Consider the following 18,065-nt stretch of genomic DNA (forward strand, 5'->3'; position numbering starts at 1 on the left):
TGGCCGCTCAGGATTCAGTGATCGCTTCCGCTACGGCCGCCGCAGGTCGGAGACCAAAAACATGAGCACGCCTCGGCATGTCCGCTAGGTGATCGACACCTGCGCGACGAGAATTGAGCAGATGACCGCGGTTGATCCCGTATTCGTCCGAGACGGACCACTGCTGGACTGGTTCGGGGGCGTCTTCGACACCCTGACCTTCACCATCCCGGCAGGCATCCTCGGCTTCGGCCTTCCGCACCGGCCCATGAGACCGGTACACCTCAGCGGACACCTGCTCGACCCCGACACCGGCTTCGACGAACGCGACCGGATCTGGGCGGGCATCGTCCTCGCCTCCCGCGATCCCGCAACGGGAGCAAAGTTCAGGCTGATCGCGTTCGGGCTTGCACTGCCCGGCCTCATGGGCTGGCGGGCGAAAGTCCGCCCGTACGACATCGTCGCGCGCGCCGACCTCGACGCCGACCTCGCCTACGGCTTCCTGCGGCGCCTGGCCGTCATCGACCCGGCCGCCGCCAACATTGCCAGCAGGCTGCTCGACACGGCCACCGCCTACGCGGGCCACCGCCTGTCCGCGCACCTGTCGCGGCCCACCCCGACCGAGTCCGAGCACCCACCCGCGCCGCCACCCGACCTGGCCGATGCGGCACGTCAGGCCTTGCAGGAGGCCGCCGCGCAGATGCGCGCCGACGGCAACAGCCTGGCCGCCCTCGACGTGAAACTGATCGCCGCGACCCGCCTCAACGGACACCCACTGCCTGAAGCGGCCCGAGCCCTGGGCATCGCCGCCCCGGTTGCCTACAAACGCCGACAGCGCGCCGAAGCCCGCCTGGCCGCCCACCTCACCGGCGCGAGCGCCACGGCCCGTCCGGCGGCGGAGGCGGCGACAGCGACTCGTCCGCCGGCGGCAATCCCCGCCCCGCGCGCACCAGAGCCGTCACCAGCGCCTTCAGCTCCATCTGCCAACTGACGTCCAGATCAACCCGCAGCACCGCCGCGGTTCCGTCGATCAGCAGCAGCACCGGCCCGCCCGAACGCGCCACCACCGACCACGACGCCCCGTGCGCCAGGACCACCGCACCCGCGGCACCGTCGGTGACCTGAACGGTCTCGGCCGAGGGGCGCGAATGGGCAAGGTCGAACGCGTCAGCGATGACGTCGGCGGCACCGGGCCGCTTGTCGATGTCGACGGCCAGCGACTCCAGCCGCCCGCGCGCGCCCTGATCCCACAACCCCGCACTGCGATGCGTCATCTCCGTGGCCAGCGCACTGCCCAACGTCTGCCGCCGCGCACGGTCCATCACCGCGCCCTGCCGCTGCGCCTGCCCGCCCGTCACCACCCGTACAGCCTCCCACCGAAACAGCCCCAAGCCCACCCCGGGACCGCACGCACCCACACCGACCACGCAAGGCCCGATGGCGACTCGACAGCCACACCGGACTCACCCCACGCCCACGGCGACCTGACAGGACCTGACAACCGCGCCGGATGAAATCTGACAGCGCAGGTGGACAACCGGAAAGCATCGATGCGTTAGCACATCAGCATCCACTTGATCGGCACGCGACCCCGAGCGCTCATGGACCTCCCGCCACAGCCCATGGGAGACACCATGACCCGCCGCCTCGACCAAACCTACCGCGACGCCCGGCAGCTGCTCGACCGCCACCGTCGCACCCCGGACGGCCAACACTGCGACCACGCCCGATGCGCCCACGAGACATGGCCATGCACCGCCGTCACCACCGCCCGGCACGTCATCGCTGCCCACACCGACCCGCCCCCGGCGACGGGCCCCGAACCCGCCCACACCGCCGACACGGCCCGCGTGTGGCTGCTGACCACCGCCGCCTACGACGTGCCCCCCACCGCGCCCCTGGCCGCTGACAGGGGCAACCTCATTGAACTGCTACACCGCATGGGCACCGCCTCCATCGCCCAACTCGCCGTACGACTGGGCCGACCACGCCCGATCATCACGCTCATCCTGCGCGCCCTGACCACCTGTGGCTGGGCCACCAGCACCGCCACCGCCTGAAACCAGCGTGCAGCGCCCACCCCAGGCTCGGGGCGGGCGCTGCACTCATCACGCGGCTATCAGCCGTGCCCATCGTCGATGGCGGCGCCAGCAACCGCAGCCTGCCAGCCGTCATCTGGTAAGTCCTGCCCGCCCTCAAGCCGCCACATAGCACCCCACCCGGCCCGTTTGACCCGCATAACACGGGGCACGCCGCGGGCATCGTGGTTCAGCCTTACCGAGCCTACGCCCGGAACCAGCAGTTTCGGCCGCGAGGTCAGTTCTCGATCCCGAGCCAGGTGGTGAACGCGGTCAGCTCCGAGTTCGACCGGCGGTGCAAAGTCAGGAGTGCCCGGGTCGTCTCACGGACCATCGGGTGATACCGGGTCTGTTCAGGCGCGAGTCGCCTCGCGGACTCCAGAGCCGCCAGTGTCTCAGGCCGGTTGCCGATGAGCACGTGCGCACGCGCAAGATCGATAAAGTGGTGGCCGGCTCTGGTGGCGGGCATTCCGACCGGTGGAGTGAAGTCGAGGCCACGACGGATCGCGCGTTCAGGCTCGCCCAGCTCGACCCAGGCGGCCACTTCGTGGATGCGGAGGTTCGCCGGGCCGAAGGTGACGTGGTAGCGGACCTTGTCGGCCGGTGCGTAGCGCGTCAGCTCCTCCGCTGCCGCGAGGTGATCTGTGGTGGTGGTGGCGTCGCCCGCGCGGGAGGCCAAGGTGACGGCTCGAAGGTGCATGCTCCCGTACACGGTGACCGCCGCGTCCTCGTGGTCGCGTTCAACCTGGTCTGCCAGGGCGGAGCGGGCGGCGTCCAGGATGCGCAGCCCACGCTGGTAGTCGCCTGCCGACTGGAACGTGGTGACCCGCGTCCACTGGGCGAGTCCGGCCGCGAGCGGGTCTCCGGCTCGTTCGGCGGCCCAGATCAGCTTGTGCTCGATGCTTTCCGCGAGGTCGGCGTATCCGAGGCGGTACGCGAGTCCGTGCGCCACGTAGTAGGCGCTGACCAGCAGGCCGTAGGTCCGCTCGTTCTCTGTGCCGGCCGTGGCATGCACGGCCTCGGTGAGCTGTTCGATGACTGCGGGTAGTTGGGCTGCCAGTTTGCCGTACTTGCCGTCGCGGCGCAGGTCGGACATGGCCTTCACTGAGGCGCGAAGCTCGTCGTAGGAGCGCGGAGGTACGTCTCCGGCCGGTGGCAGGTCGTAGCCGCGCAGGACGACCCGCAGCGCGTCGACGGCGGTGGGAACGTCGGAGCCGTCGTAGGGCTGGCCGTAGACACGTTCGATCGGGACGTGGAGCGCGCGGGCTACAGCGGCGACGAACGCGTGGCTGGCGGGCCGGTCACCGGTCTCGACCTTGGTCAGCAGGCTGTGCGAGACGTTCGCCTCGCGGGCGAGCTTGTGTTGCGTCATGCCGGCGGCTTTGCGCAGCACTGCGATGTTGTCGCCGACTGTCAGAACCCTGTCCCTGTCCACGATCCGCTCCTTCGGCGCCCGATGGGCTCGATCTATTCCAGCTTACGGCGACTCCGACCGCCACTGACAGCGCTGGAGCTGTGACAGGTGTGAAAACTATGTGCAACTCCGTGCATCGACGTCGCTCTAACGTCAGGTCAGTCGACAGTCCAATCCAGACGGATGTCGACTCCGCTCGCGACTCGCGGGTGGATGCAACGCCGGAAGTCCCTGCCGTCGGTGGCTGTCGAGAGCGGCGGCGGTAGGAGACCCGGCTGACGGATGCGCGCCGTGAGCCTGACTGCGGCGAGCATGACCTTAGGAGAGGCCATGTGGCTGCCCAGGCGGTGGCGCAAACGGAGCTGCATCGACCCGATCGGCACCGTACAAGGTCGGGTGGCGATGCACGGTTGCCGCTGCCCATGCGCTCTGTGCGGGTTCACCGCGATGTTCGACTCGACTGCGCTCAGCAGGCCGTATGTGCTCGGGACGAGAGCACTCACAGCCGGGTCACGGCCAGGGTGACCCGCATCTTGCTCCCGGCCTGGACCTGGCACGGTCATCGCCCCCGTGAGACCACACAGGGTGTGTGGCATCCCGGGCCGGGAGCTCTCTCCCACGCGAACCGAGGAGGTGAGACATGCGAGACCGCATCCGGCACTCGAAGGTTCCGCGCGCCGGCCCGTGACGGCAGGTAAAGGCGCTCGCTGATACAGGCCAAGATCGCCCCACTGGGCACCCCGTACACCGATCCGACTTCAAGGAGACCGTCATGCAGGCAATTGACGACGTCCAGGACGCCTTCGCCCTGGACCTCCGCGTCACCGACGACGTCCCTCCGGGACTGGACAACAAGCGGTGCGGGACCAACGACGGCTGCGCGGGCACGTGCGCGTCGTCGTGCGTTACGCACAGCCCCAACTGATCCAAGGCCACGCGGGGCCGGGCTTGCCCGCCCGGCTCCGCACCCTTCCACACCGATGAGGAGGAGCAAGCCGTGAACCCTGACCGCACGCTGTTCTATCGGCACAGCGGAGCCGCGCTACTGCGTGCTGCCGTAGCTCCGCTTGATGACGGGCCGGATTGGTGGCCCGACCTCGACGACACCGGGTCGTGCAGGGACTGGCTCCGCGCGATCTGGGACCGTCCCGGCTTCGCCGATGAGGTATGGCAGTCCAGCCGCTCCCTGGCCCAGAGCATCGAGGCGATGCTGGACGGCCGCCGGTCGATCAGGGACCGCGAGGTCCGCCGTGCGTGCGTCTCTGCGATGCGCTACCTGCTGCGGGCCACCGGTCGTCCGACTCCCTTCGGCTTGTTCGCGGGAACCGCGCCGGTCGTGCTGGCAGACAGCGCCGCAGTTCGTTGGGGTCGGGAGCACCGAGCCGTGGCGCGAGTCGATACGCAGTGGCTTGCCGATGTCATCACGAAACTCGAGGCGATTCCGGATCTGCTGTCGCTGCTGAACGTGCAGTTCACGAACCTCGCCGCGCGGCGCGGAGACCGGATCGAGACGCCGTTCGGTCCCGAGCGTGCCAGCGTCGCCTACTCCAAGGCCGTTCAGACAGTGCACGAGCTCACCGCGACGCCCATCCAAGTCGGTGCGCTCAGCCAACGCCTGCTCGCGCTGTTCCCCGGCGGGAAGGTGGAAAGTCTTCACGCACTGCTGGCGGGTCTCATCAAGCAGGGCTTCCTCATCACCGACCTGCGAGCGCCGTTCACGGTGGTCGACCCGTTGTCCCATGTCATCGAACGTCTCGATGCGGTCGGCGCCGATCAGATTCCTGCCGCCTCGCCTATTCTGCGGCGTCTGGCGATGATCGGGACCGGGCTGCGGATGCACAACCGGCCGGGCCCAGGAGCAGGCCGCCGGGAGCGCCGCGACGAGATCATGACCTGGATGGCCGAGCTGTCCACGGATGGCCGGCATCCGCTGGCGGTGGACCTCGTACTCGACTGCGACATGAAGATCCCGGCGCAGGTGGCCGAAGAGATGGAGCACGCCGCGAGCGTGATGCTGCGCCTGTCGCGGCGGCCTGCCGGTGACGCGGCGTGGCAGGACTTCCACACGAGGTTCATCGAGCGCTACGGCACGGGGGTGCTCGTGCCCGTCACCGACGTGACGGACCTCGACTCCGGGCTCGGGTTCCCGGCGTCGTACCTGGGAACGGTGGCTGCCGAGCCGGTCGAGCCGCCGACCCGCCGGGATCAACTGCTGCTCGGCCTGGCGATGCAGGCGATCGCCGACGGCACCGGCGAGGTGGTGCTGACAGATGACGTGCTCGCCGAGCTGACCAAGGACAACGGCTTCGACGGCCGGCACTTTCCCGCTCACGTGGAGCTGGCCGCACGTATCCAGGCCACCGACACGAACGCGCTCACCGCAGGGGATTATGGGCTGATCGTCACACCCGCCCGGTCGGCTGGGACGCTGACATGCCGCTTCAGCGTCCTGTCCACCGGCAGCGGACTGGACGACGTGTACCGGTCGTTGCCGGTCACGGTCGACGGTGCCGTGCCGGTGCAGATGAGCTTCCCGCCCGCCTACCCGCACGCGGAGAACGTTTGCCGCATCCCGGCGTTCCTGCCGAACGTGATGCGTTTCGGCGAGCACCACCGGGCAGACCTGGCCGCGGACGTGACGCTGGACGACCTGGCGATCCTGGCAACGCATGAGCGGTTCTACCTGGTCGGCGTTTCGCGGAACCAGGTCATCGAGCCGCAGGTCCTGCACGCCCTGGCGTTGCAGAAGCAGCCCCCGCCGCTCGTGCGGTTCCTCGCGCACCTGGCGCGCGGGTTCGGTGCGCTGTGGACCGAGGTCGACTGGGGTCCGCACTGCCATGACCTGCCGTTCCTGCCGCGCCTGCGGTACCGACGCAGCGTCATCGCCCCGGCCCGCTGGCAGCTCGCCGCCAGTGTCTTGCCCGCGCCGCCGGCCGCGACCGCCGCCTGGGACTCGGCGCTGGCCCGCTGGCGTGCGACGTGGCGCTGCCCGGACGTCGTGGAGCTGCGCGACGACGACCGCACGTTGCGCCTGGACCTCACCGTCCCCGCACACCGGGTCCTGTTGCGCCAGCATCTGGACCGCCACCCCGCGGCGACCTTCACCGAGGCGCCAGGCGCGGCCGGCGACTTCGGCTGGGCCGGCGGGCACGTACACGAGATCGCGATCCCGCTCGTCACCTGCCGACCTCCGGCACCCTCGCCGCTACGCCCGGCACGGCCGACGATCGGTAACCGTCACGGGCACACCCCTGGCGCTCCGGACAGCCGCTGGATACAGCTCAAGCTGTTCACACACCCGGAACGCATGGACGAGATCATCCGCGTTCACCTGCCGAAGCTCATGCACATGATCGACGGTGACCCGCAGATGTGGTTCGTGCGCTACCGCAGCCCGCTGGACACCCCGCACCTGCGACTGAGGCTGCACACCCCCGACCTGTATCACCACGCCTCGTATACGGCAGCGGCCGGGCAGTGGGCACACCGGCTGCGAGAACGCGGTGTCCTCGGGCATGTCGTGGCCGACACGTACTACCCCGAGGTCGGCCGCTACGGCACCGGCCCGGCTATGTCCGCCGCCGAGCGGGTGTTCGCCACGGACTCCGCCGTCGTCGGCGCGCTACTACGCGGCCCGACTGAGCTCGGACTTCCACCGACGGCCCAGGTAGCGGTGTCGATGGTGTCGATCGCAGCAGGGTTCCTCGGCGGCCTCGAGGAGGCGATGAACTGGCTCACCTCGCGCCCGCCCGCCACAGGCCCCGCGATCGATCGTGACATCGCCCGCCACGTGCTCGCCTTGACCGGGCCGGGGACGGACTGGTCGCCGCCGTCGACGGAAGAAGTCGCGGCTGCCTGGCGGGCTCGGAACCTGGGTCTGGCCGACTACGCCGAACACATCGGCGGCGATGCGCGCGCTGACGTGCTCGAGTCGCTGCTTCACATGCACCACAACCGCGCGGTGGGCATCGACCCGGCCGGCGAGCGCATCGCACGACGGCTGGCGCGGCAAGCGGGTGTGTCCTGGACGACCCGGGCTGGTACCCGACTATGAGCGATGTCTTGCCACCGACCGACGATCCCGAACCGGGCTGGAGCCAGTCGCTCGCGACCGGGGCACCCGGAATCGCACTGCTACACGTCGAGCTTGCCCGCTGTGGTCTGTGCGAGTGGTCGACGGTGCAGCACTGGGCGGCCGCGACGATGCGCCATGAGGTGAGCACCCACCCCAGCGCGAGCCTCTTCCGGGGCGCACCGGCCGTGGCTTTCGCACTCCACGCCGCCGAACGCAAGGCGTACGCGCCCGCACTGGACGTCCTCGACGGTCAGATACGTCAGATCGTGCAGCAGCGGCTGGCTACCGCCCACGACCGCATAGACGGGCAGCGGCCGCCCGCGCTCGCCGAGTTCGATCTCATCTCAGGGCTGACCGGGCTCGGCGTATACATGCTGCGCCGCGACCGAGACCACGCGACCCTTCGCGGCGTGCTCAAATACCTGGTCCGGCTCACTGACCCACTGCTGTCGCCCGACGGTCTGGTGCCTGGCTGGTGGACCGCCCACGGCCCGCAGGACATGCCGTCACCGGATTGGGTGGGAGGTCACGGCAACTTCGGCATGGCCCACGGCATCGCCGGGCCGCTCGCACTACTGTCATCCGCGATGAGACGCGGGACGACGGTGGCTGGGCAACCGGAGGCCATCGAGCGCGTCTGCTCCTGGCTGAATACCTGGCGACGAGGCACCGCCGCGCAGCCCTGGTGGCCGGAGACGATCTCGCTCGGCGAACTGCGATCCGGCACATCACACGCCCGCCACCCGCACCGCCCTTCGTGGTGCTACGGCACGCCCGGCATCGCCCGAGCGATGCAACTCGCCGGGCTCGCCCTGGCCGACGAACACCGCCGGCGATCCGCCGAGGACGCCCTGGCCGCCGCCATCGGCGATGGACTTCAACTCAACCGCGTGACCGACGCTTCCCTGTGCCACGGCTGGGCAGGGCTCGCGCTGACCGTCTGGCGCGTCGCCGCGGACTCACACGATCCGCACCGGCTCACCGACCGGATGCCGTACCTGATCGGCCGCCTCGATCGCCACCTGCGAGACCACCCCGTCCGCGGGCACGGCCTTCTCGAAGGCGCCGAGGGGATCCACCTCGCCCAGCACAGCATCACCCGCACCCACCTGCCGCTGTCTCGCTGGGACGCCTGCCTGCTACTGGACGGCTGACCAGCCCGCCACACAACCGAAGACCACCCGACTGCCCGGAAGGACGCGATGAGCATCGCCACCGACACACCCGCCGAAGAGCTGCACTCGCGCATGATCGCCGCGATCAACGCGCACAGCCCGCACCGACCACGCACCATCGACACGATGAGCGCCATCCCGCGCCTGGAGTTCCTGCGCGAGATCAACCCCGACGTCACCGCCGAGGACGCCTACAATCCCGAACTCGCCGTCATCACGCTGAAGCACCCGGACACCGGCGCGACGCTGAGCTGCTCCTCCGTGCCGACACTCGTCGCCACGATGCTCGACCAGGCCGACATCCAGCCCGGTGACCGCGTTCTGGAGATCGGCTCGGCAACCGGCATCAACGCCGCCTACCTCGCCCACCTCGCCGGACCAGACGGCGAGGTGACCACACTCGACATCGACCCATGGGTCACCGACGGCACCCGCCGAGCACTCGACGCCAACGGCTACACGCAGGTCCGCGTGGTCACCCGCGACGGAGCCCTCGGCTATGCCGAAGCGGCGCCCTACGACAAGATCGTGGTCACCGTCGGCGCGTTCGACCTCGCCGCCGCCTGGTGGGACCAGCTCGCTCCCGGCGGGCGCATCGTCGTGCCGCTGCGCTGGCGCGGCCAGACGCGCAGCCTCGCCCTGGTCCGCGACCGGGACCGGCTCGTCTCGGAGTCGGTCGTGCTGTGCGGCTTCGTACCGATGATCGGGCAGGAAGGCGAGAGGTCCGCCGCGATCGACCCCGACGGCACCGTGCACCTCTACTGGGACGAGGACCAGGCCATCAACCCCGCCGCGCTCGCGGAGGTGCTCGACCAGCCGAAGACCGAGACCTGGACGGACGTCACGATCGTGGCGGAGGAGCCGTTCGACGGCATCTGGCTGCGGATGACCGCCGTAGAGCCTGGCACGTGCCGCATCGAGGCCAAGCCCGCCGCCGTCGCGTCCGGGTTGTGCAAGCCGGCCATTCCAGTACGCAGCCCGGCCATAGCCGAGGGCGACTCGCTGGCGTACTTCGTGCTGAGGATCAAGTCCGACGCGCCACAACGCCGATGGGAACTCGGCGCAGCCGCGCACGGCCCCGCCAGCCCGCAGCTCGCCGACCGGCTGTGCGCACAGATTCGGGCCTGGGACGCGGCCCGCAAAGAGGAGCCGAAGGTCATCGCCTACCGCGGCGGCACGCTCGCCGACGACCAGCCCGGCCTGGTCGTGATCGCCAAGCGGGATTGCTCGCTGACGGTCGAGTACCCAGCACGCTGAGGCCGGTCCTGCGCAACGCTCCCCGTCACCCCCAGCGGATCCACGCGTCGCTGTTTCTCGGACGCGACAGCCGCCGTGCGCCGGACCGTACGGCGGCTGGACGCCCGCACTTCGATGGTGGTCGTCGGGGTCCTTGAGCAGCGAAAATCATCGGTCATCTTCGCTTGTGTGATGCCTCCACTCCGCGTGATGGCGGACTGGGACATCGTGACGGCGCGCCTGGGAACGTCGCGACGAGGCGGGCGGCTCCTGGTAGTTTCCCGCCGGTGTTGTCAAGCCCGGCGTGGATCCCGCTGCAGTCGCCGTGACCGCAACGCTCGCCGAACCGGGCCACTTTCGGTCGCGGTCGGGTTACCGGGTGAGTGCCTGCCCCGTCGAGGACTCGCCGCCCAACAGTGGGTCGGTGCGCTGCTCGCTCTCGGGCAGATTCATCGCTGCGGCGAGGAGATCGCCGAGCCGGCGGGCGTCGTCCAGCCCTTGCCCCTTGCCCGCCCAGTCGTCGAAGGTGAGCCTGATGTTCTCGTCCATGGTGATGACATCCAGGACGGGGCCTCGCTTGTCACGTTGACGGAACCGCACGTAGCGGATGTCCGAGAGAGGGAACTCGCGATCAATCGTCCCCTGTCTGCGCACCGCGTTCTGTGCGGAGATGAAGAAGCGTCGGGGTGTCACGCCGAGGTACGCGTTGTCGCCGACGAGGCGGTCGAGATTCACGTCGGCGATGGCCAGCAAGGGCTCCTCGTCGGGAACGGCCCAGCGGAGGATCCGCAGCACATCCGCCGGCACGGCCTCATCGAATACCGTGAGAGGCGGATCAAGCGGAGCACGTTGGGTGCGGGCGACATTGCGGAGCTCCGCCACCCGCTCGGCCAACGCTTCGGCCATGGCGACGGCGTCGCGGATGTTCCGGCGCTTGGTGGTGAACGGCAGGCTGCGCTCTTCCGGCAATTCGGCCATCAGACGGCACTGGCGTTCGAGGCCGGCGAGCAGAGCCGCCACGTCGTCCATGACCTGGGTGTGTTCGCGCTCCGCCGCGGGGACCATTTCAGCCAGCAGTCGTTCGTTCTCGACGGCATTCGCCTCGTCGCGGCTGATGTGACCGGCCCGCAACACCTGCGCGCGATACCAGGACCACTCCGCCATGAGCACGCCGTGTGCGTCGGCGAGAAGCTGCTCGATGTTCTTCTGGATGTAGGCGCGACGGCTCGGCCCGTTGGTGTCGAGCGCCTTGATGTGCCCGCGGAGGAACGACATGAAGAGGAGGCGTTGCGTGCGCAGGTCTGCCTCCCTGGTCGCGATGGGGGCGAAGACGTGGTCGGTGACAGCGCCGACCACCTGGGCCTCACGCACAGCGCGCATCGTCGTCTCGTGCAGGCCGAGCAGCGTCGCCCACTGATCCTCGTGCAGCGCCCGGAGCACGTCACGCGTGAGTTCGATGTTCTCGTCGATGCGCCGTGAGATCGACGCCAACTGCACCTGCAGCGCCAAGAGCGCGGCGGCCGGTCCGAGGGTGGCGAGCAGGCCTGCGGTCTGCGCCCCGGTCGCCGGCGCCCAGCGCACCGAGTGGGCGAACCTGCTGTTGCTCGTGACGAGCGTGCCCATGTTCCAGCCGCCCGACGTCATCGGCTGCGCCGTCTTGAGCGCCTGCAAGGTCTGGGGCGCCAGACGCACCAGCCCCTGCACAGTCGTCGCGCCCTGCGCGCCCTGCGCCGCCAGATTGCCGATGCCCGCCGCCATCGCGAGCTTGTCGGTCAGGCGCCGGCCTGTCTTAGCACTCAGCATCTCGAAGGGGATCAGGTCGAGGTCATCAGGTGCCTTGTCCGCGAAGAGTACGGCCACTCCCGGCTCGATCTCGACCAGGCTCACCGTCGGCTCATCGGTCGGGGCCGCCGGGGTTCCGGTGGGCTCTACTTCGGAATTTGTCACGTGAGCTCTCTCTCATCGCCCGGCTGGAGGGATTGTAGGGTCGGAAACCGCTGACGCGGCTCCCACGGCTGGTTGACGGGTGTTCCACCATCAGTTGTGGCGGTCCGGCTCGCTTGCTGCGGCCGTATGGTCACGCGTTGTTCTCCACGTAGGTGCGGGTCTGCTTCAGCACCAGCTCAACGGCCTCCTTGCTGGCGTCCGGCGGATAGCCGTAGCGCGCCAGCAGGCGTCTGACAGTTGTGCGCACCAGCGCCTGCGCCTGCTCACGGATCCACCAGTCGACCGGCAGGTTCTGCAGACGTTCGACGAGCTCCTTCGCGAGCTGGGCGAGCTTGGCGTCGCCGAGCACCTCCTTGGCCGACTCGTTCTGGGCGACCGCGGTGTAGAAGGCATACTCGTCCTGGGACAGGCCCATCTCGGCGGCCTTGCCGCGGTCCGCGGAGATCTGCTTGGCCAGCTCTACCAGCTCAGCGATGATCTCGGCGGCGGTGAGCCCACCCGAGGTGTAGCGCTGCATCGTCTTGAGCAGCTTCGCGGTGAAGCCCTCCTGCGCCACGATGTTGTGCGGGTGCACCGAGCGGACCTCGCGTTCGATCGCGCGGCGCAGCGCCTCGATGGCCAGGTTCGGGCGCTGGCTCTCCCGCAGCTTGCGGATGAACTCCTCATCCAGGTGTGACAGGTCGGGACGCTGAATGCCTGCGGCCTCGTAGATGTCGACGACATCCTCGACGGCGATGGCGCTCGCCGCGAGCTGCCTGATGGCGAGTTCCACGTCGGCGGGGGTGGCGAGACCGCGCTCCACGCGCTCCTCGGCTTTGAGCTTGGCCAGGTACAGCCGCACGGCCTCGAAGAACTCCAGGTCGGGGCGCAGTTGACGCAGCTTGCTGTCGCGCGGGCAGTTGCTGAAGGCGCGGGCGAGCTTGCGGGCGTTGTCCATGTACCGCTCGGAAAGGGTCGGCCTGCCCTCTTCCAGGTCCGGCTCCGGCGCGCGCAGGTAGTTCACCACGTCAAGCACCGTGTTGTAGAAGGCCCGGTGACGGCCGGAGTCCCGCTTGGCCTTCCAGTTGATGCCGTGCAGCTGAGCACTGATGACGCCGTGCAGTTCGAGCACCATGTCGGCGGCGGCGCTGATGTCCTTGCCGATCGGCATCTCCGCAGCGTCGGTGTCGGTGTACTCGGCCAGCGCCTTGGTGAGGTCGTCGGCGATGCCGAGATAGTCGACGACCAGGCCACTGGGCTTCTCGCCCCAGCGCCGGTTGACCCGGGCGAGCGCCTGCATGAGCGCGGCGCCCTTCATCGGCTTGTCGAGATACATGGTGTGCATCGGCGGGGAGTCGAAGCCGGTCAGCCACAACGATTGCACGATGACCAGCTCCAAGGGGTCCTCGCCGTTGGTGGCCCGCTGCTGGATTTTCTTGATCGCGCCGGTGGACCGAACGTGTTTGGCGACCGGCAACTGGTCCTTGGCCGAACCCGTGTAGACGACCTTGATCTGCCCGGTGGCGTCGTCCTCGGGGTCCGGATCCCAGGCCGGACGGCGCGCGATGATCTCCTCGTACAGCCGCGCGGCGATCCTGCGCGAGAACGTGACGATCATGCCCTTGCCCGGCTTGCCGGTGAGCTTGACCATCTCGGTGCGGCGCTGCTCCCAGTGGTCGACGATGTCCTCGGCCAGCAGCTTGAGCCGGTCGGCGTGCCCGACCACGTCCTCGTACTGGGCGAACGCGCGCCGGATGCGCCGTGCCTCGTCCTCATCGAGTTCGGCGGTGAGGTCCTCGGCCTCCTCGTCGAGTTCGGCGGGGTCTACGCCGTCGGGCAGCCGGACGGTGATGTGCCGGTTCTCGTAGAACACCCGCACCGTGGCGCCGTCGCGCACGGCCCGGGTCAGGTCGTACACGTCGATGTAGTCACCGAAGACCGCCCGGGTGTTGGCCTCCGCCCGTGAGATCGGCGTGCCTGTGAATGCGATGAACGCGGCGTTGGGCAGCGCGTCGTGCAGGTTCTTGGCATACCCGTCGAGGAAGTCGTAGTGGCTGCGGTGCGCCTCGTCGACGATCACCAGCACGTTGCGGCGTCGCGACAGCAGCGGGAAGTCGATGTTGGCCTCGCGGTCGGCCTTGGAGCGGTTGAACTTCTGCAGCGTCGTGAAGACGATGCCGCCGGAGGGGCGGTCGAGCAGACGCATCAACTGCTCCTTCGAGTCGGCCTGCACCGGCGTGTCCGGCATCAGGTCGCTCGCGGCGAAGGTGAGGAACAGTTGGCTGTCCAGGTCGAGGCGGTCGGTGAGCACGACGATGGTCGGGTTGCGCAGCGCCGGCTCCTTCATGACCTTCGCCGCGTAGTACGCCATCTCCATGCTCTTGCCCGAGCCCTGCGTGTGCCAGACCACGCCGATGCGGCCGTCCCCGGCGATCGCCGTGATGGTCTTATCGATGGCCTTGTTCACCGCGTACATCTGATGGGCCTTCGCCAGCCGCACCGTGTCGATGGCGCCACCGCGTTCGCGCGAGAAGCCGGTGAAGTTCGCCAGCAGGTCCAGGAAGTGGCGCGGGTCGAACGCACCGCCCAGCATCACCTCCAGCGCACGCCCGTCGCTGACGTCGGCTGGCTTGCCGACATCGTCGACGTCCCACGGCGCCATGTGCTCCCACGGCGTGAGCAGAGTGCCGATCCGCGCGGTGATCCCGTCGCTGGCCACCGCGAACGCCACGGGTGCCAGCGCCGTCGCACCGAACTCCCGCTGGTACGTCATGAGCTGGTCGTACGCCTCACGGGTGCCGTCGGCCCCGCCGGCCTTCTTCAGCTCGAACACGGCCAGCGGCAGCCCGTTGACATAGGCGACGACATCAAGGCGACGCTTGCGCTTGTCATTCTTGACCACCACCTGGTTGGCAGCGACTAGATCGTTGGCGTACGGGTCGATGAAGTCGATCACCCAGGCGGTGGCGGTGCGGTTCTCCGCTGACACCGGATCGACATAGGAGACTTTCACTCCCCGGGTAATCTTCTTGTGTAACTCGTAGCGCTCGGTAAACGGGTCCGCCGAGATCCGCTTGCCGAACTCCGCCACGACCTCGTCGACCGCATCGGCCGGCAGCAGCGGGTTGATCCGGGCCACCGCGTCACGCAGCCGGTCGTGCAGGATCAGGTCATCCCAGGCCCGACGCTCACCGTCGCCCTTGCGGGTTGGAGCCAACTCCGCGCCGTTCTGCGGCTGCCACCACTCGCCGAGTTGCTCCTTGACCTCCAGTTCCCACTCAGCCTCAGACTCGTCATGGGGGTATGCCGCCTCGTTCGCCATCGTCATCGCCAACTCTGTGAGGGGTGAATGGGGTCGGGCATCTACTCAGGCCGCGTCCGATACCAAGCACTCGGCATCCTTGAGCCGCAAGGCGCCTGAAATCAGGCCTGGCAGCAGGGAGTCGCGAAGCCCCGCGAGGTGTATGGATTCCGCGTCGAGCGACCGAACGTGGTTAAACATCGCCTGCGCATCGGCTCCAAATTTTTGGAGATCTGCTTCGTCGGGACGCACGATGCGGAAGCCCGGCAGCACATCGGCTGGGCAACGCTGTCTCCCCGAGGTACCCACCATGTTAGAGATAGCGTGCTGTCTAAACCTCGGGCTACGGGCAATGGCATAGGTGAAATGCTGAGGTATCCCCGGCTTAGATCTAAGCACGATGAATTCAGTAGATCCAACTGCGATCTCGTCGGCATCCAAGAAGTCGATGAAGGCTGTCTTGCCATTCTCAAGGCAGGGAGTGATCCGGGCCATGATTGTGTCGCCGTTGCGGAATTTCATTCCCGAGGTGGCCACTCGCCGTCCCGGCGACGTCACCCGACCGCGACTTGTCGGAACCGCAGCCATGTCGACATACGCTGCAATTCCGCGCGGAGTCGGGTAGGTCGGGTTGAAGCTGATGAGATCCATAAGAGGAACAGTGTTCGACAGCAGGCCGGGTTCATCGTCCCAGCCGTATTGGACAAAGCGTGCCGCCAACAATGCCTCGTACGTCTCGGCGATCCGCTCGTTAACCCCGATCTTGTCGTCCAGCGCTCCTAGGATTTCAGCGATGGCCATCTGGGTTGTGTAGCCAGGATCAGGTATACGGACTTTCAGTAGCTCAGGCTGCCGGATTCCAGCGACGGTTGATCCACTGGCCCTGCTGTATAGGTCTGCCTGCACACTTTTTGTCTTAAAAGCGTAGTAAAGATACCTGCTATCCAGTACCCCTTTACGGCCCCGCAGAGCATAGAGACGTTGTGCGATCGCTAATGGTTCGTCACTCTCGACTAACGCGCACTCGCCAAGGGGTGCCTCTGACGTCAAGATAACATCGTGACGATTGATCTCGACCTGCATCCAGTTCTCGTAAGTTTCCCGGGAAATTCTCCGAGCCTCTCCGAGATTGATGCGTCCATTCTTCACCGCCTTTGCTGAGATCACGGGGATGCCGTTCTCCGTATACGGAGGATTCTTTCCTCGGTTATCGATTAAGACTTCCAAGGAGTCGCCGAGAATTAGCTCAAGCATCGACCCTCCCCAACTGCTTCCTCACCGCGGCTTCAAGTTGAGCTGCCTCGTCGAAGTGTTCGAAGAGTTCCTCGGTTAGCCTTGCGATCTTCTCCTCGGTCGGTTCGCCGCCGTCGGTGTCCATCTCGGCTACCCCGACGTACCGACCGGGGCTGAGCACAAAGTCGTGTTCGCGGATCTCGGCAAGGGTGACGTTCTTGCAGAAGCCAGCTACATCGGCATAATCAATGGTCTTGTCGGTGCCTCGCCAGGCATGGTAGGTCCGGCTGATCTGCTGGATCTCTTTGTCAGTGAGCTCCTTATCGGTGCGGTTGATCATCACGCCCATGTTGCGGGCGTCGATGAACAGCACCTGATCGACGCGGTTGGCAAGTCGTTTCGCGCCCTGCGGGCTCTTGTCCTTGGCAAGGAACCACACGCAGACCGGGATCTGCGTCGAGCGGAACAGCTGTCCGGGCAACGCGATCATGCAGGCGACGAGATCACCCTCGACCATCGCTTTGCGGATGTCACCCTCTCCGGACTGCTTGCTTGCCATGGAGCCGTTGGCGAGCACGACGCCGGCGCGGCCCTTGGGGCTGAGCTTGTGGGCCATGTGTTGCAGCCAACCGAAGTTGGCGTTGCCCACTGGCGGTATGCCGTACTCCCAGCGCGGGTCCATGACGAGTCGCTCGCCACCCCAATCGGAGATGTTGAACGGCGGGTTGGCCATGACCACGTCGGCACGCAGATCGGGGTGCTCGTCCTCGTGGAAGCTGTCGGCCCACTTCTTACCGAGGTTGGCCTCGATGCCGTGGATGGCGAGGTTCATCTTCGCCAGCCGCCAGGTGTTCTGGTTGAGTTCCTGGCCGTACACGGAGATGTCGAAGGCCCGTCCGCCGTGGGTCTCGATGAACTTCTCCGCCTGGACGAACATGCCGCCTGACCCGCATGCGGGGTCGTAGACCCGCTCGCCCGGCTGCGGTTCGAGGACTTCCACCAAAAGCTTGACCACGTGCTTGGGCGTGTAGAACTCGCCGCCCCGGCGACCCTCCGCGAGCGCGAACTTCTCCAGGCAGTACTCGTACACCTCGCCGAGCACGTCACGCGCGCTGCGGCGGGTGCCGTCCTCGTTGAGCTGGTCGCGGAACCCGAGCTTGTGGATCAGATCGACGAGTTCGGCGAGGCGGCGCTCGTCAACACCGCGGCCGTTGTAGAGGCCCTGCGGCAGCGCGCCCTTGAGGTCGGGGTTGGCGTCACCGACTACCTTCATCGCGCCGTCGAGCAGCTCGCCGATGGGGGTCTGCCCGGCACCGCTCTTGGCGCGCTCGGCCAGGGTCTCCCAGCGGGCCGCGGCCGGCACCCAGAAGACCCCGCGCCCGGCGTATTCGTCGCGCTCTTCGAGGAGCTCGATGCGGTTGGCCTCGGGGATGCCCTCGTCCTCCAGCTCCTTCTCGATCTGCGCACGCCGCTCGTCGAAGGCGTCGGAGGTGTACTTGAGGAAGATCAGACCGAGCACGAAGTGCTTGTACTCGGCCGCGTCCATGCTGCCGCGCAGCTTGTCCGCCGCCTTCCAGAGGATGTCCCTCAGGTCGGCGGGCGCCGTTTCGGCGCTCTTTCGGGCACGTGGTGGCATCTGTTCTTCTCC

Annotated in this window: 11 protein-coding genes; 6 read left to right on the forward strand and 5 right to left on the reverse strand. The window is 67.7% G+C overall.

Annotated elements, in window-relative coordinates:
• Positions 1-121: 121 nt before the first annotated feature.
• Together Cba03nite_RS40720 and Cba03nite_RS10180 are read left to right on the forward strand one after the other, a co-directional pair.
• Positions 122-970 (forward strand): hypothetical protein, encoded by an 849-nt coding sequence (locus Cba03nite_RS40720; protein WP_239125615.1) that lies wholly within the window; start codon positions 122-124, stop codon positions 968-970.
• Positions 971-1,613: 643 nt separating this feature from the next.
• A complete protein-coding gene (locus Cba03nite_RS10180; RefSeq protein ID WP_203744540.1) occupies positions 1,614-2,039 on the forward strand; it encodes a hypothetical protein in 426 nt (141 codons plus the stop codon).
• Positions 2,040-2,295: 256 nt separating this feature from the next.
• Here Cba03nite_RS10180 and Cba03nite_RS10185 read toward each other — a convergent pair whose 3' ends face one another.
• The gene (locus tag Cba03nite_RS10185) at positions 2,296-3,492 is read right to left on the reverse strand and encodes a helix-turn-helix domain-containing protein (RefSeq protein WP_239125616.1); all 1,197 of its coding nucleotides are present in this window, start codon (positions 3,490-3,492) and stop codon (positions 2,296-2,298) included.
• 751 nt (positions 3,493-4,243) lie between these two features.
• On the opposite strand from Cba03nite_RS10185, the gene fxlA reads away from it, so the two are divergent.
• From fxlA to fxlM, 4 genes are all read left to right on the forward strand, one after another.
• The gene (gene fxlA / locus Cba03nite_RS10190) at positions 4,244-4,396 is read left to right on the forward strand and encodes an FxLD family lanthipeptide (RefSeq protein WP_203744543.1); all 153 of its coding nucleotides are present in this window, start codon (positions 4,244-4,246) and stop codon (positions 4,394-4,396) included.
• 72 nt (positions 4,397-4,468) lie between these two features.
• Positions 4,469-7,525 (forward strand): lantibiotic dehydratase, encoded by a 3,057-nt coding sequence (locus Cba03nite_RS10195; RefSeq protein WP_203744545.1) that lies wholly within the window; start codon positions 4,469-4,471, stop codon positions 7,523-7,525.
• Entirely contained in the window at positions 7,522-8,700 is a 1,179-nt protein-coding gene (locus Cba03nite_RS10200) for a lanthionine synthetase C family protein (RefSeq protein ID WP_203744547.1), read from the forward strand. Before Cba03nite_RS10195 ends, Cba03nite_RS10200 begins: the two co-directional genes overlap by 4 nt.
• Positions 8,701-8,748: 48 nt before the next feature.
• Positions 8,749-9,978 (forward strand): methyltransferase, FxLD system, encoded by a 1,230-nt coding sequence (gene fxlM, locus Cba03nite_RS10205; RefSeq protein ID WP_203744549.1) that lies wholly within the window; start codon positions 8,749-8,751, stop codon positions 9,976-9,978.
• A gap of 351 nt (positions 9,979-10,329) precedes the next feature.
• On the opposite strand, the gene Cba03nite_RS10210 is transcribed toward fxlM, so the two are convergent.
• From Cba03nite_RS10210 to Cba03nite_RS10225, 4 genes are all read right to left on the reverse strand, one after another.
• Positions 10,330-11,844 carry a hypothetical protein gene (locus Cba03nite_RS10210; protein WP_203744551.1) on the reverse strand — a complete coding sequence of 505 codons (1,515 nt, stop codon included), beginning with the start codon at positions 11,842-11,844 and terminating at the stop codon, positions 10,330-10,332.
• A gap of 190 nt (positions 11,845-12,034) precedes the next feature.
• A complete protein-coding gene (locus tag Cba03nite_RS10215) occupies positions 12,035-15,211 on the reverse strand; it encodes a type I restriction endonuclease subunit R (RefSeq protein WP_203744553.1) in 3,177 nt (1,058 codons plus the stop codon).
• Between the two features lie 39 nt (positions 15,212-15,250).
• Entirely contained in the window at positions 15,251-16,438 is a 1,188-nt protein-coding gene (locus tag Cba03nite_RS10220) for a restriction endonuclease subunit S (RefSeq protein ID WP_203744555.1), read from the reverse strand.
• Positions 16,431-18,053: a class I SAM-dependent DNA methyltransferase gene (locus Cba03nite_RS10225; RefSeq protein WP_203744557.1), complete on the reverse strand. Its 1,623-nt coding sequence runs from the start codon at positions 18,051-18,053 to the stop codon at positions 16,431-16,433. Before Cba03nite_RS10225 ends, Cba03nite_RS10220 begins: the two co-directional genes overlap by 8 nt.
• Positions 18,054-18,065: the final 12 nt, after the last annotated feature.

It is taken from the genome of Catellatospora bangladeshensis, assembly GCF_016862575.1.
Classification (GTDB): Bacteria; Actinomycetota; Actinomycetes; order Mycobacteriales; family Micromonosporaceae; genus Catellatospora; species Catellatospora bangladeshensis.

Coding starts and splice junctions, on each gene's coding strand:
- Cba03nite_RS40720 (WP_239125615.1), top strand. CDS start 122: ATGACCGCGGTTGATCCCGTATTCGTCCGAGACGGACCACTGCTGGAC.
- Cba03nite_RS10180 (WP_203744540.1), top strand. CDS start 1,614: ATGACCCGCCGCCTCGACCAAACCTACCGCGACGCCCGGCAGCTGCTC.
- fxlA (WP_203744543.1), top strand. CDS start 4,244: ATGCAGGCAATTGACGACGTCCAGGACGCCTTCGCCCTGGACCTCCGC.
- Cba03nite_RS10200 (WP_203744547.1), top strand. CDS start 7,522: ATGAGCGATGTCTTGCCACCGACCGACGATCCCGAACCGGGCTGGAGC.
- fxlM (WP_203744549.1), top strand. CDS start 8,749: ATGAGCATCGCCACCGACACACCCGCCGAAGAGCTGCACTCGCGCATG.
- Cba03nite_RS10215 (WP_203744553.1), bottom strand. CDS start 15,211: ATGACGATGGCGAACGAGGCGGCATACCCCCATGACGAGTCTGAGGCT.
- Cba03nite_RS10220 (WP_203744555.1), bottom strand. CDS start 16,438: ATGCTTGAGCTAATTCTCGGCGACTCCTTGGAAGTCTTAATCGATAAC.
- Cba03nite_RS10225 (WP_203744557.1), bottom strand. CDS start 18,053: ATGCCACCACGTGCCCGAAAGAGCGCCGAAACGGCGCCCGCCGACCTG.